At 62.8% G+C, this 13,970-nt stretch carries 10 protein-coding genes; 6 read left to right on the top strand and 4 right to left on the bottom strand.

What is annotated here, in order from left to right; all coding sequences use genetic code 11:
- Positions 1–37 precede the first annotated feature (37 nt).
- Positions 38–2,164, bottom strand: a complete 2,127-nt coding sequence (locus EC919_RS18035) for a TonB-dependent siderophore receptor (RefSeq protein WP_133775967.1) — start codon at positions 2,162–2,164, stop codon at positions 38–40.
- Between the two features lie 266 nt (positions 2,165–2,430).
- Here EC919_RS18035 and EC919_RS18040 point away from each other — a divergent pair, with 266 nt between their 5' ends.
- Together EC919_RS18040 and EC919_RS18045 are read left to right on the top strand one after the other, a co-directional pair.
- Complete coding sequence (locus tag EC919_RS18040; protein ID WP_133775779.1) at positions 2,431–4,596, top strand: outer membrane assembly lipoprotein YfiO; 2,166 nt, start codon at positions 2,431–2,433, stop codon at positions 4,594–4,596.
- A 23-nt stretch (positions 4,597–4,619) separates the two neighbouring features.
- Positions 4,620–5,336: a DUF3142 domain-containing protein gene (locus tag EC919_RS18045; protein ID WP_243842295.1), complete on the top strand. Its 717-nt coding sequence runs from the start codon at positions 4,620–4,622 to the stop codon at positions 5,334–5,336.
- Between the two features lie 845 nt (positions 5,337–6,181).
- Here the strand turns inward: EC919_RS18045 and EC919_RS18050 are convergent.
- Genes EC919_RS18050 through EC919_RS18060 form a run of 3 tightly spaced genes read right to left on the bottom strand, consistent with a single transcriptional unit; the run spans position 6,182 to position 9,225 of the window.
- Positions 6,182–6,499, bottom strand: coding sequence for an AtuA-related protein (locus EC919_RS18050; RefSeq protein WP_133775781.1), 318 nt, complete (start codon positions 6,497–6,499; stop codon positions 6,182–6,184).
- Entirely contained in the window at positions 6,496–7,860 is a 1,365-nt protein-coding gene (locus EC919_RS18055) for an acyclic terpene utilization AtuA family protein (protein WP_133775782.1), read from the bottom strand. The genes EC919_RS18050 and EC919_RS18055 overlap by 4 nt, the downstream gene beginning before the upstream one ends.
- Entirely contained in the window at positions 7,861–9,225 is a 1,365-nt protein-coding gene (locus EC919_RS18060; protein WP_347876987.1) for a CitMHS family transporter, read from the bottom strand.
- A gap of 105 nt (positions 9,226–9,330) precedes the next feature.
- Between EC919_RS18060 and EC919_RS18065 the strand changes: the two genes are divergently transcribed.
- The 4 genes from EC919_RS18065 to efeB all read left to right on the top strand — a co-directional run bounded on the left by EC919_RS18065 (position 9,331) and on the right by efeB (position 13,969).
- Positions 9,331–10,224 carry a LysR family transcriptional regulator gene (locus tag EC919_RS18065; RefSeq protein ID WP_133775784.1) on the top strand — a complete coding sequence of 298 codons (894 nt, stop codon included), beginning with the start codon at positions 9,331–9,333 and terminating at the stop codon, positions 10,222–10,224.
- A 261-nt stretch (positions 10,225–10,485) separates the two neighbouring features.
- Positions 10,486–11,367, top strand: a complete 882-nt coding sequence (efeU, locus tag EC919_RS18070; protein WP_133775785.1) for an iron uptake transporter permease EfeU — start codon at positions 10,486–10,488, stop codon at positions 11,365–11,367.
- A gap of 8 nt (positions 11,368–11,375) precedes the next feature.
- Entirely contained in the window at positions 11,376–12,587 is a 1,212-nt protein-coding gene (gene efeO, locus EC919_RS18075; protein ID WP_133775786.1) for an iron uptake system protein EfeO, read from the top strand.
- Positions 12,588–12,652: 65 nt separating this feature from the next.
- Positions 12,653–13,969: an iron uptake transporter deferrochelatase/peroxidase subunit gene (efeB, locus tag EC919_RS18080; protein WP_133775787.1), complete on the top strand. Its 1,317-nt coding sequence runs from the start codon at positions 12,653–12,655 to the stop codon at positions 13,967–13,969.
- The last annotated feature ends 1 nt before the right edge of the window (position 13,970 follow it).

The raw sequence follows: 13,970 nt of genomic DNA on the forward strand, positions 1-13,970 counted from the left end.
ATCTTGACCTTAAACCTGAAAAATCAAAAATCAAAAATCAAAAATCCAGCTTCACCCGCGCCACCAACTGTCGCGGCTCGCCGATGGAAATCGCCGGCGACCCCAACCCACTCGCCGACGTGTAGTACTTCTCGTCGAACACATTCTTCAGATTCAACTGCAACGTCACATCCCGCTCATCCAGCTTCACCTTGTAAGCCACAAACGCATCGGCGACCTTCGACGACGGCAGGTAATACTCCTTCCCCGCACCATCGTTGACACCCCAACGGCTGGCAAACCGCGCACCGGCACCCGCGCGCAGATCACCCACGCCAACGTGGCCGAAGTCCCGGGTCAGGTACACCGCGCCGGTGTGCTTCGACACACCGTCAAGCGGCTCGCCCTTAAGAATCGGGTCCTCCAGCACTTTCGTGTCGGTGTAGGCGTAGCTGCCGGTCACACTCCAGAACTCGCTCAATTGCCCGGTGATGTCCGCTTCCAGCCCGCGCGAGCGCACCTCGCCGGACACCCGCGTGCAGGTCTCGGTACCGCACGCTTCGCTGGTCTGCACGTTCTGCTTGTTGATGTTGAACAGCGCCACCGTCGCGGTGATCGCGTCATTCTGGAACTTGGTGCCGATTTCGTAGGCCTTGCCCTCCTCCGGCGGCAGGTCGCCGATCGGTGAGGCAATCGAGGTATTCGGGCGGAATGACTCGGTGTAGCTGCCGTACACCGACCATTCCGGCTGGATCAGGTACACCAGCCCGACGCGGGGCACCACTTTGCTGTCCTTCACGTCGGCGCCGACCACGAACGGCCGGCCCTTGCCGGTCAGCTCGTCGAATGCGTCGTAACGCAGGCCGGTCTGCAGAATCCATTTCTCGCCCAGGTGCATGGCGTCCTGAACGAAGAACGCGTGGGTGCGCAAGTGATCGGTCTGGTCACTCTGGGCGGCGCTAACCGTACTCGGTTGCTGAGTGACGCCGTACACCGGCGTGTTGTAATTGAAGTCAACCTTGTTGGCGCTGCGGTACAGGTCGCCGAGGTCGCGGTCGTTCTTCATGTAATCGGCGCCGATCAGCACCTCGTGACGCACATCGCCCCAATAGAGGTTGCCGAGGGCGCTGACGGTGGCGGTGTGGGCGAACTGCACGGCATCGCGGGTGGCATCGCCGCGCCGGGTCACGGCGCCGGTGTTGTAGTTGGCCGAGATGAAGCGCGACTGGTAATCGTTGTAGTAATTGCGGCTGTAGGCGTAGCCGGTGCGCAGGGTCCAGGTGTCGTTCAGGCGATGGTCCATGCGCACGTCGAGGGAATCGGAGCGCCCGGTGGTGACGTTGAACGGCTCGTCCAGACGCCGGCTGCGCGGGATGTCCAGCACCTTGCCGGTTTTGGTGTTGATCTGCGTGCCACGGTCGAACGGCACCGAATATTCCATGTGCTCGTAGGCCACGGACACCGTGGTGTCATCGCCATACCAGGCCAGCGACGGCGCGATGACGGACTGATCGATGCTGCCGAAGTTGCGCCAGTAATCGTAGTTCTGCTTGTCGGCGATGACCCGATAAGCCAGGCCGTTGGTGCCGATCGGGCCGGTCAGGTCGATCTGCTCGCCGCCGCCGCCAAAACTGCTGCCGAACGCCGAGATGGAACGGGCCTCGACCAACTCCGGTTTTTTTGTCACCACGTTGATCACGCCACCCGGATCCTGCACGCCGTAGAGCATCGACGCCGGGCCCTTGAGCACTTCGATGCGCTCGGTGGTCGGGGTGAAGTTACGCGCGCGCACCGATTGCATGCCGTCACGCATGATCGAGTTGTCGCGGTTGGTGCCGAAGCCGCGCTTTTGAATCGCGTCCTGGGTGCCGCCCAACGTGTTGCCCTGCTTGACCCCGCTGACCGCGTTGATCGCTTCGTCCAGACTGGACGGCTGTCGGTCTTCGATGACCCGATTGGTCACCACGTTGACGCTCTGGGGCACTTCCACCAACGGCGCTTCGGTACGCGTGGCCACGCTCGCCTTGCGCGCCTGATAGCTGTCGCGGCTGTGCTCGGTTTCGCTGACCTCGGGCTGAGCGGTGGCGTCGATGTTGACCGCGTCCAGTTGCATTTCTTCAGCCCCGGCAACAGGGCTTATGCCCAGCGAGCAGAACAGCGCCGTGGCTGAGCACAGGCCCAACAACGATGCAGGACGAAGCACGGGGAAAGCGGACACACGAAAACCGGATTGAGCTGTCATGAAAGGAAGAACCTGAGGCGTCGAGAAGCGATGCGCCCTTTACGAAACGCATCTGATTCTCACTACACGGATACCGACGGGGTTTACCTCACATGAATCTGAAAATAATTTTTTAGTCAGGCGCCAGTGGCCCTCAGTGGATCAGGCGAAACACCCTGTATCATTCGCCGCGCTCCCCTCTTCTTACGTAGCGAAATCAAGGACTGTTCATGCGTATCCGCTCCCTGACTCCTCTTGCTTTGATCATTGGCGCGACGATGGGCGGCCAGGCCCAGGCCAGCAGTGACGACTCCTGCTACCCCACCTGGTCGCTGTTGCGCGATTCGCTGGACGTCTGCAATAACCTGGCCTTCCTCACCCCCGGCAACGACAGCCGGGTCAACCTGCGTCTACTGCTGGCCGATCGCAAGGCGCTGACCCTCAAGCCCAACGCGCTGACCGAGCAGGAGCTGGCCGAGGGTTATGGCCCGGTGCCGTTTGCTGCATTCAGGTTGGCGAATGAAGACATCGAGGGCGACGAAAGCGAGGAGTCAGGTGCCGCCGCCATGGCCGACCTGCTGGGCAAACTCAGTCTCAGCCGCGACAGCAACGACACCGCGGGCCAGGCGTTCCTGCAGGGGGAAGGCAGCCGCTGCCGCAGTAACCGCGACGAGAGCGCCGCTGATTTCATCGGCCAGTTACTCGACACCCAAGGGCTGTCCGCCACCGAGCGCCAATCCCTGGCCCGCGCCCGCCTGCAACTGCTGGACGCATGTACTTGGGAGGCCGACAAACAGGTCGGCCTGTTGCCGACCGACGTTCAGTCGCCTGAAGCCAAGGCCTTTGTCGCGTACCTTCGCGCCGCATCGGACTTCTACAGCGGGCGCTTCAGCGACGCTGAAAACGGGTTCAACGGCCTCGCCGACAGCGCGCAGCCATGGCTCAAGGAAACGGCGCTGTACATGGTCGCCCGGACCCGGCTCAACGCCGCGCAACAGGACGCGTTCGACGAATACGGCAGCCTGAAGGAAGACCACGATCGCGCCGCTTACTCAGGCGTCGCTCAAGCCATCGAGCATTACCTCAGCGCTTACCCCGAGGGCCGCTATAGCCGCTCCGCCACCGGATTGCTGCGACGGGTCCACTGGCTGGCAGGAGACACCGACAAACTGGCCGCCGATTACACCTGGCAACTGACGGAAGCCGGCGACGCCCGTGCCTCCGGCTCGCCGGAAGCGCTGATTCAAGAAGCCGACAACAAGCTGCTGACCGCCCTCACCGGCACCACGCCATCGCCGTTGATGACCGCGACCCATGACCTGATGATCATGCGCCCGGACCTGCCAAACCGGCTGACCCGCGAACAGCTCGATGCACAAAAAGCCGTGTTCGCGGAGCAACCGGCGATGTTCGATTACTTGCAGGCGGCTTTTGCGTTCTACGTCGACAAGAATCCGGCCGAAGCGCTAAAGCGTTTGCCCAAAGACGTCCCGGAACAACTGGACTACCTGACCTTCAGCCAACAGATTCTGCGCGGCCTGGCCCTGGAAGCGAGCAACGATAGGCCTGCCGCCCAGGTGCTGTGGCTGAAACTGCTGCCCCTGGCACAGCAACCCTTGCAGCGCGAACAGCTGGAACTGGCGCTGGCAATGAACTATGAGCGCAGCGGGCAATTGATGAAGGTGTTCGCCAGCGATTCGCCGATCACGTCCGCTCAGGTGCGACTGATTCTGCTGGGCAAGGTGGCCGACGCGCCGCTGCTGCGCCAGCAGATCGGTCAGGGCATCAGCGACGTCGAGAAGGCCACTGCGCAGTTCGTCCTGCTCTACAAGGAGCTGCTGCACAGCCAGTACGCCGCGTTCGCCGAGGATCTGAAAACCCTGCCGGATCAGCCTCCCGGCACCAAACTGGGCACCAGCCTGGGTTATGTCTATGACGCCGGGCAGACGCTGCAGCTGTTCCGCTGGAACGGCGCCAAGGCCGAATCGGGTTACGCCTGCCCGAGCATCGGCGAGATCGCCGCCGCGTTGCAGGTCAATGCCAAGGACGCTAAAGGGCTGAATTGCCTGGGTGAGTTCATCCTGCGCAACGGCCTGGACGGCATGCCGCTGGATCAGAAGCCCGGCGCGGGTGAGTTGGGCAGCAGCGAATCCGGCTTCAAGGGAGAAGTGTTCTCGCGCCTGAACGGCTACCAGACGGTGATCGCCGACAGCACGGCGGCCCGTGACGAAAAGGCCTACGCGCTGTTCCGGGCGATCAATTGCTACGCGCCGTCTGGCTATAACAGTTGCGGCGGCAAGGACGTTGCGCCCGCCGTGCGCAAAGGCTGGTTCAAGCAGCTGAAAACCACCTACGGCGCCACCGGTTGGGGCAAATCGCTGCAGTATTACTGGTGATGAGCACGCGGTTTCGCTGGCGGATGATCGCCGGCGGATTGATCGGTTTGTTGATGGCGGGCTTGAGCAGCGCCATGACGTGGGCGGCGGTAGACGCCCGCGAGCACGATGCCTTCTGGTTGTGGAGCGGCGTGGCGACGCAGCCGGTGCTCGATCGCGCGCAGACGCTGTATGTGCTGCAGGGCCAGATCAGCGCAACCCGTCGTGACCGGCAAACGCCGGCGCTGATCGCCCAGGGGATGAGCGTGACGCGTCTGCCCCAGCGGGCGGTGTGGATCGTGTACCGCGCCCACACCCTGCGCTGGCCGGAGCCGGTTTACAAACAGCTCTTGGGCCAGGTGCAACGCTGGCGGGACGCGGGCACGGCGGTCGCCGGCGTGCAAATCGACTTTGATGCGCGCACCCGTTATCTGCAGTACTACGTGGCATTTCTCAAGGACCTGCGCCAGCGCCTGCCACCTGAGCTGAAGCTGAGCATTACCGGGTTGATGGACTGGAGCAGCAACGGGGATTCCCAGGCGATCGGCGAACTCAAAGGCGTGGTCGATGAAGTCGTGGTGCAGACGTACCAGGGCCGCCACAGCATCCCCGACTATGCCGCCTACCTGCCGCGCATCAGCCGGATGGGGCTGCCGTTCAAAATTGGCCTGGTGCAGGGCGGGGAATGGCAAGCGCCCGGGTATCTGCAAGACAGCCCGTGGTTTCGCGGGTATGTGGTGTTTTTGCTGAATCAGCAGTAACTAAAGTCCGCGTCAAGACGCAACACCCTGTAGGAGCGCGCTTGCCCGCGAACGCGTTCTGCCCGTGACGAATCAATTGCCTGACACACCGCCTTCGCGGGCAAGCGCGCTCCTACAGTTGATCGGGGTACACCGAAAATTTGCGTTGGACGCAGTACCGCGTGGAGCTTGCTCGCGAAAGCGGTGTGTCGGTAGAAATCGTGATTTCAGATCCAACGCTTTCGCCAGCAAGCCGGCTTCTGCGGGTTTTGTGTACGCCGACGATTGTGTGCGTTGCCAAGCTCCACTGTAGGAGCGCGCTTGCCCGCGAACGCGTACTGCCTGTGACGAATCAATTGCCTGACACACCGCCTTCGCGGGCAAGCGCGCTCCTACAGTTGATCGGGGTACACCGAAAATTTGCGTTGGACGCAGTACCTCGTGAAGCTTGCTCGCGACAGCGGTGTGTCAATAGACATCGTGGTTTCAGATCCAACGCTTTCGCCAGCAAGCCGGCTTGTGCGGGCTTTGTGTACGCCGACGATGGTGTGCGTTGCCAAGCTCCACTGTAGGAGCGCGCTTGCCCGCGAACGCGTACTGCCTGTGACGAATCGATTGCCTGACACACCGCCTTCGCGGGCAAGCGCGCTCCTACGGTTTGATTTCATTCAAACGGGATATTGCGTCGACCGCCATTCATTGACGGTGGGGCGATGCGGCCAATGCGCTGTGATCAATGGCCTCTTCCCGGCTAAAGCCGGTCCTACAACAATTGCGGTTCGCGCCGGCACCATGGGCACACCGCGCGCCCCGTAGGACCGGCTTTAGCCGGGAAGGCGTCGGGTGCCATACCGCAAAACAACACTTCAAACCTCAAGATCCAGCAACGCCGCCCCCAGCGCTTTGCCGTGGGCGTCCAGCGCCAATGATCGTGTGACGCCGCCCTTCAGAATGCCCGGCAGTACAAAATTCAGCGCGTGTACGTTCGGCAGTTCGTACCGGCGCACCCGCAAAGCATCGTCCCCCAGCAGCTCGGCAAAATGCTCGGCCACCCGCTCGACCGTCAGCGCCTCCAGCAATCGCGGGTAGTCTTCGGGCTTGAAGGCGATCACCGAAATATTCGAGGTATCGCCCTTGTCGCCGGTCCGGGAATGCGCCAGTTCGCGCAATTTCACCGTCCTCACGATGCGTCCTCCAGATGAACCTGCGCCTTGACGGCATCCCGCGGCATCAGCAGCGACGCCACCGCCACCACCTGACGCACGCCCTTGGTCGCGCCGCCGCCGCCATAAGGCCCGTTGGTGTAGAGGGTTTCCACTTCATTGCCGATGCGTACGGCTTCGGCCTTGTCTGCACAGCGCGCGGCGACCCGCAGGCGCACTTCCCAGGGCTCGGCCGCCGTCCGTGAACCCAGCGCCGCTCCGTGCAACGCGTCCACGCCGATCAGCTCGGCGCGCACGTCATCGAACACCACGCCGGTCAGCTGCAAACGTTCCAGCACCACGTCCCGGGCCAGTTGCGCCCGGGCCAGCGCGCCGGGGCCACCGTAGGAAATCTGCCCTTCACCAATCCAGCCGTCGAGATAACCCACCGAAACCTTGAGCGTCTCGGGTCGAGCGCGGCCATTCGCGCCCTCGGCCCGCACTTCGTTGGCGGCGACTGGATGGAACGAGACGCCGGAAAAATCCGCCGTCACGTCCGGGGTCAGGTACGCCGCAGGATCGTGCACTTCATAAATCATCTGCTCGGTGCAGGTGGCGGTGTCGATGCGCCCGCCGGAGCCGGCGACCTTGCTGATCACCGCCCTGCCCTCGGCGTCGACTTCCGCCAGGGGAAACCCGAGGCGCGCCAGAGTCGGCACCTCTTTCACACCCGGATCAGCAAAGTAGCCGCCGGTGATCTGCCCGGCGCATTCCAGCAAGTGGCCGATCAAGGTGCCGCGTCCCAGTCGCGTCCAGTCATCTGCTGCCCAGCCGAACTCAAAGAGCTGCGGCGCGAGAAACAACGACGGATCGGCAACCCGGCCGGTGATCACCACATCGACATCGGCCTTCAGCGCCTCGACAATCCCCTCGGCGCCCAGGTACGCATTCGCCGAGATCAACCGATCACCCAAGGAAGCAATCGTCGCGCCGTTATCCAGCATCTGCTCAGGACTTGCCTTGAGAACAGCCAGCACGTCATCCCCGGTCACCGCTGCGACCTTCAGGCCGTGCAGCCCCAACTCGACCGCGATGCGCCGCACTTCCCGCGCCGCCGCCAACGGATTGGCCGCGCCCATGTTGCTGATCAGTCGCAGCCGCCGCTGGCCTGCTTCAAGTCCACGCCCCACAAACGGCAGCACGCGACGCATGCGCTCGCTCAGCAGCGGGTCAAAACCGGCTTCGGGATCGCTGAGCCGCGCCTGTTGCGCCAAGGCAATGGTGCGCTCGGCCAGACACTCGAAAACCAGGTAATCCAGTTCGCCCTTTTCGGCCAGTTCGACCGCAGGCTCGATACGATCCCCGGAATAACCGGCGCCAGAGCCGATACGTAATGTCTTCATTTAAAACACTCCCAGCAACAGTGCGGTGAGGGTCATCAGCACCGATGCGGCAAACAGAAACGGAATGGTGAAGCGTTGGTGGTCGGCCAGCTCGACCTTGCACAGCCCGACCAGCAGGAAGGTCGCCGGCGTCAGCGGGCTGACCGGGAAGCCGGTGGTGTGCACACCCAGCAGCGAGGCCTGGGCGACTTGAAGAGGATCAACGCCCAGGGAGCGGCCAACTTCGGCGATCACCGGCATCACGCCGAAATAGAAGGAATCGGGATCGAACAGCAAACTCAGCGGCATGGACAGGAAGCCCACCACCATCGGAATCAACTTGCCGTGACCGGCCGGAATCTGCGCCACCGCCACTTCGGCCATGGCCTTGAGCATGCCGGTGCCCTGCATGATGCCGGTGAACACCCCGGCGGCCAGAAGAATGCTGGCCATGGTCAGGGCGGTCTTGGCGTGGGCGTCGATGCGCGCGCGCTGGGCGTCGACGTTGGGGTAGTTGATGCACAGCGCCAGCACCGTGCCGACCATGAACATCACCACCGGGTCGACCCAGCCGGAGATCATGATCCCCATGACCGCGAGGGTCAGCAGCAGGTTGAGCCAGAACAGACGCGGTCGGCGCAGCACCGGTTCCTGCTCGGTCAACACCCGCTGCGGCACGACATCGATGTGCTCGGCCGTGGTTTGAAAGCGGCCCAGCCCCAGGCGCTTTTCCTCACGCCGCCCAAGCATCCAGGCGCAGAAGAAGACAAACGCCAGGCCGACGATCTGCACCGGAATCAGCGGCTGGAACAGCTCGGACACCGGCACATGCAGCGCCGCCGACGAGCGCAGCACCGGGCCGGTCCACGGCAGGAAATTCACCCCCGCCGCCATCGCCGCGACGCAGGCCAGAATCCGCCGGTCGATGCCCAGCCGCGTGTACAGCGGCAGCATCGCCGGGATTGTCACCAGGAAGGTCACCGCGCCGGAACCGTCGAGGTGCACCAGCAACGCCAGCAGCGCGGTGCCGACGACAATCCGTGTAGGACGCGTACCTACCGTTCGCAGGATGCGGTCGATGATCGGGTCGAGCATGCCGGCGTCGGTCATCACCCCGAAGAACAGGATGGCAAACACAAACATGCCGACCACCGGGGCGACGTTCTTGATGCCGGTGATGATGAAGGCGCTGGTTTGCAGGCCGAATCCGCCGATCAGCGCGGCGATGATGGGCAAGGCGATCAGGGCGACCAGTGGCGAGAGGCGCTTGCTCATGACGGCGGCGAGCAGGCAGAGGATGGTAATGACACCGAGGGTGGCGAGCATGGTTTGATCCTTCGTCATCCCTGACCGGCAGGCGGTGGGACGAGCTGTTGTTGTTTTCAACGAGTATCGAAACGGGGGTAAGCTTTGTAAATTGAAATGTTCGGCGCTCTGCGTTCTGAAAAACCGAATGACAAGCGTGCGGCAACTTCTTCGGAAAACTCAGCCATGAAGAACTCGATTCAGCACATCCGCGCCTTTCTCACGGTCGCCAACACCGGCAGCTTTGCCAAGGCCGCGCTCGAACTGAACCTGTCGCCGTCCGCCCTGACGGTGCAGATCCAGCAGCTGGAAGAGTGGCTCGGCGTCGCGCTGCTGGAGCGCATTCCGCGTCAGGTCAGCCTGACCGCCGCGGGCCAGAACAATCGCGGGCCCATGGAGAAACTGCTGCTGGACCTGGACAACATCGTCAGCGGCTCGCGGGATCTCGCGGCGCTTCGCCGGGGCGTAGTGACCATCGCTGCCCTGCCCTCAATGTGTTCCGGCACGCTGCCGCCGCTGCTGAAAGCCTTCCGCGTACAATTTCCCGGCGTCGAAGTGCGTTTGCGTGACGTCGTGGCGCAGCGGATCGACGCGCTGGTGCGCGAGGGCGAAGTGGATTTCGGGCTGGGGGTGCGGGCGCGCATGGGTCACGGGCTGGCGTTCGAGGTGGTGATGGTGGACCGGCTGAGCCTGTTCGTCCCTGCTGATCATCCGCTGGCACAGGAACGCTCGGTCACCCTGCAGGCGCTGGCCGGACAGCCAATCATCCTCACCGGTCGCGACAGCAGCGTGCGCGAGCGGGTGGAGCAATTGTTTGCCGAAGAAGGGCTTGTGCTGACGCCGGGGCTGGAAGCGAACTACATGTCGACGGTCATGGCGCTGGTGCGGCAGGGACTGGGGATGACATTGCTGCCGGAATCTGCCGACGAAGGTCGCGGCGATTTGACGCAGGTAAGGGTCGAGCACCCTGGGGTGTGTCGGGAGATTGGCCTGATTACCCGGACGGGTGTGAGCCTGAGCCCTGCCGCCCAGAGATTCGTCGAGACCATGAAGGGCGCCCTGTCACCGCCACTCCCGTAGGAGCCGGCTTGCTGGCGAAAGCGGCCGTGCTCAGCCATCGCCCTCTTCCGACGTGCCGGGTTCGCCAGCAAGCCGGCTCCTAAAGTCCGCGATGACCCGAGCCTGAACCCCGGCTGAACACCTGCACAGCAAGCAGGATTTCGCAAAAAAACCAGTACGCCCATTCAATAATGAGTATCATTATGTTACACAATGGCTGAATGCGAATGGCTACCTGACGCATTCACGCCGCACACCCTATCAGATCTGCACCGGTGATAAATGCTCGTTCCTTTTTTGATCATGCTGCGCGAAGGGATTGAAGCCGCGCTTATCGTTGGCATCATTGCCAGTTACCTGAGACAGACCGGCCGTGGCGAGTGGATGCCCGCGGTATGGATCGGCGTGTTTCTGGCTGTCGCCCTGGCGCTGTTCGTCGGTGGTGGCCTGGAAATGGTCAGTGCTGAGTTCCCGCAAAAGCAGCAGGAACTGTTTGAAGGCATCGTCGGCCTCGTCGCCGTGGTGATCCTGAGTTCCATGGTCGTGTGGATGCGCAAGGTCGCCCGCTCGGTCAAACATGACCTGCACCAGTCCCTGGACGCCGCATTGGCCGGGTCGAGAAACCAGACTTACGCGCTGATAGGCATGGTGTTCTTCGCCGTCGCCCGTGAAAGCCTCGAAACCGTGTTCTTCCTGCTCGCCGTGTTCCAGCAGAGCGAAGGCATGTCCGGCCCGCTGGGTGCGCTGTTCGGCCTGATCATTGCGGTGTGCATCGGTGTCGCCATCTACAAAGGCAGCATGCGCCTGAACCTGAGCAAGTTCTTCCGCTACACCGGCCTGTTCATCCTCGTCGTCGCGGCGGGCATTCTCGCCAACTCGGTCCGTTCGCTGCACGAAGCCGGGGTCTGGAACCACTTCCAGGACGTGGTCTTCGACATCAGCGCAAGCCTGCCGATGGATGGCCCGACCGGTTCGGTGCTGGCCGGCATGTTCGGTTATCAGGATGCGCCGACCGTCAGCGTGCTGGTGGCGTACCTCGCTTACCTGGTCTTTGCGCTGTTCCTGTTCTTCAAGCCCCAGGCGCGGGTGGTGAGTCTGCCCACCCGCCCGGCCCATGAACACGGTCACACTGCTTCCGTTACGAATTCAGTTACGAACAAATAAGGGCTCTCATGAACTCCACTGCCAACGGCCTTCCTCCCAAGAAAGCCAAGCCATCTCGCGCCTTGCAGTTCGCCGTTGCGGGCTCGGTGATTCTGATGATCGCCGCCGGCGCCATGTTCTATTTCGCCTCCCAGGCTGCGCAGAAGAAGCGCATCGCCAACAGCGGCAATGAAACCGTCGTGACCATCAACGCGAAAAGCTGCGAGCCGAATTCGATCACTGTGCCGGCCGGCAAGAACGCCTTCCGTATCGTCAACGCCTCCGATCGCGCCGTGGAATGGGAAATCCTCGACGGCGTGCTCGTGGTGGAAGAACGCGAAAACATCGTTCCGGGCCTGAGCCAGGTCATCAACGCCAACCTGCAGCCGGGCGATTACGCCATCACCTGCGGCCTGCTGAGCAACCCGCGCGGCACCCTGCACGTGACGCGGACCGCAGAATCCGACGCCGCCGCCAAGGCGCGTCCGTCGATGGTCGCTTTCATCGGTCCGCTGTCCGAATATCGCGTCTACCTGAGCACCCAGAGCAGCGCGCTGATCCGTGCCACAAACGATTTGCAGCAAGCCATCGACAGCGGCGACCTGGCCCAGGCACAAACAACCTACGGCCCGGCCCGTGCTGCTTATCAGCGCATTGCTCCAGCGGCCCAGCGCCTGTCCGAGCTGGACAACGCGATTAACGCCCGCGCCGATTACTACGAAAAACGCGAGCAGGACCCGGGCTTCGGCGGCTTCCACCGCATCGAGTTCGGCCTGTTCTCGCAGAAATCCGTCGACGGCCTGGCGCCGGTCGTGCAGAAGCTGCAAACCGACATCGCCAGCCTGAAACAGCAATTGCTGGCCCAGAGCATCGCCCCGGAACAGCTGGCGAGCATGGTCGTGCGCAACATGCGCAGCATCGCCGAGGTCCGCAACAACGGCGAAGAAGAACGCTACAGCCACCTCGACGTGAACGGTTTTGCCGCCAACCTGGAAGGCACGCGCAAGGTCATCGAGCTGCTGCGTCCGCTGCTGGCCAAGTCCTCAGGCGACGTGCTGAAAAAGATCGACACCGCGAGCACCGCACTGGACGACCAGTTGCTGATGCTCAAGACCGCCGACGGCTTCAAGCCGTACGACCAGGTCAGCACCGAACAACGAAAACAAATAGCAGACAAGGCCAAGGCACTGGCCGACGCACTCGATGGAATCGATCCGGCCCTCGGCCTCTCAGGCCTGTGAGCGTGCCCGGGCGGGCGCCCCATGCGCCCGCCTGGCCTTGAAACCAGAGCGAAGACAGCATTCACATGAAAGACTCCGATTCAAAAAACGCGCCGATCTCCACTGACCGTCGCCGCGTCCTGCTGGGCCTTGGCGCTGCAGGTGCGGCAGTGGCCGGTGCCAGCCTGACCGGCAATGCGTTCGCCGCGACCGCGCCGGCACAGGTCACCGAAGCACCGAAAAGCGAAAAGACCCAGGACCACAACGCATTCCACGGCCCGCATCAGAGCGGCATCGTCACCCCGCGCCCAACCGCCGGGATGATGGTCTCCTTCGACGTGCTGGCCCAGGACCGCGAAGACCTCGAGCGCATGTTCCGCACATTGAACGAGCGCATTGCGTTTCTGATGACCGGCGGCCCCGTGCCCCAGGTCGATCCGAAACTGCCACCGCTGGATTCCGGCATCCTTGGCCCGGTGGTCACGCCGGACAACCTGACCATTACCGTGTCAGTGGGTGACTCGCTGTTCGACGAACGCTTCGGTCTGGAACACGTCAAGCCCAAGCGTCTGCAGCGCATGGTCGGTTTTCCCAACGACGCCCTGGAAGCCGATTGCTGCCACGGCGACTTGAGCATTCAGTTCTGTTCGAACGCCCCGGACAGCAACATTCACGCCCTGCGCGACATCGTGAAGAACCTGCCCGACCTGCTGCTGGTGCGCTGGAAACAGGAAGGCACCGTGCCGGCCCAAGCCCCGTTGAAACCCGGTCAGCCGCCGGAAAGCGCGCGCAACTTCCTGGGTTTCCGCGACGGCTCGGCCAACCCCGATTCGAACAACCAGAAGACCATGAACGAGCTGGTCTGGGTGCAACCCGGTAGCGACGAACCGGCCTGGGCCGCCAATGGCAGCTATCAGGCAGTGCGCATCATCCGCAACTTCGTCGAGCGCTGGGACCGCACCCCGCTGCAGGAACAGGAAGCCATCTTCGGCCGGGTCAAAACCACCGGCGCACCGATGGACGGCAAGACCGAAGCCGACGTCCCGAATTACCACAATGACCCGGCAGGCAAGATCACCAAGCTGGATTCACACATCCGCCTGGCCAACCCGCGTACGGCCGAAACCCAGCGCAACCTGATCCTGCGTCGCCCGTTCAACTACTCGAACGGCGTGAACAAAAACGGTCAGCTGGACATGGGCCTGCTGTTCATCTGCTATCAGGCAGACCTTGAGAAAGGCTTCATTACCGTGCAGACACGCCTCAACGGCGAGCCGCTGGAGGAGTACCTCAAGCCCATCGGTGGCGGGTATTTCTTCACCCTGCCGGGCGTGGTCGACAACAACGATTTCATTGGCCGGTCGCTGCTGGCCGCCTCTGCCCAGACAACAAAAACTGCCTGAC

The sequence above is a fragment of the Pseudomonas graminis genome (assembly GCF_004364335.1).
GTDB classification, from domain to species: domain Bacteria; phylum Pseudomonadota; class Gammaproteobacteria; order Pseudomonadales; family Pseudomonadaceae; genus Aquipseudomonas; species Aquipseudomonas graminis_D.

Excerpts from the sequence above, each read along its gene's own strand:
- efeO (WP_133775786.1), top strand. The coding sequence starts at position 11,376 with ATGAACTCCACTGCCAACGGCCTTCCTCCCAAGAAAGCCAAGCCATCT.
- efeB (WP_133775787.1), top strand. The coding sequence starts at position 12,653 with ATGAAAGACTCCGATTCAAAAAACGCGCCGATCTCCACTGACCGTCGC.
- EC919_RS18040 (WP_133775779.1), top strand. The coding sequence starts at position 2,431 with ATGCGTATCCGCTCCCTGACTCCTCTTGCTTTGATCATTGGCGCGACG.
- EC919_RS18045 (WP_243842295.1), top strand. The coding sequence starts at position 4,620 with ATGATCGCCGGCGGATTGATCGGTTTGTTGATGGCGGGCTTGAGCAGC.
- efeU (WP_133775785.1), top strand. The coding sequence starts at position 10,486 with ATGCTCGTTCCTTTTTTGATCATGCTGCGCGAAGGGATTGAAGCCGCG.
- EC919_RS18065 (WP_133775784.1), top strand. The coding sequence starts at position 9,331 with ATGAAGAACTCGATTCAGCACATCCGCGCCTTTCTCACGGTCGCCAAC.
- EC919_RS18055 (WP_133775782.1), bottom strand. The coding sequence starts at position 7,860 with ATGAAGACATTACGTATCGGCTCTGGCGCCGGTTATTCCGGGGATCGT.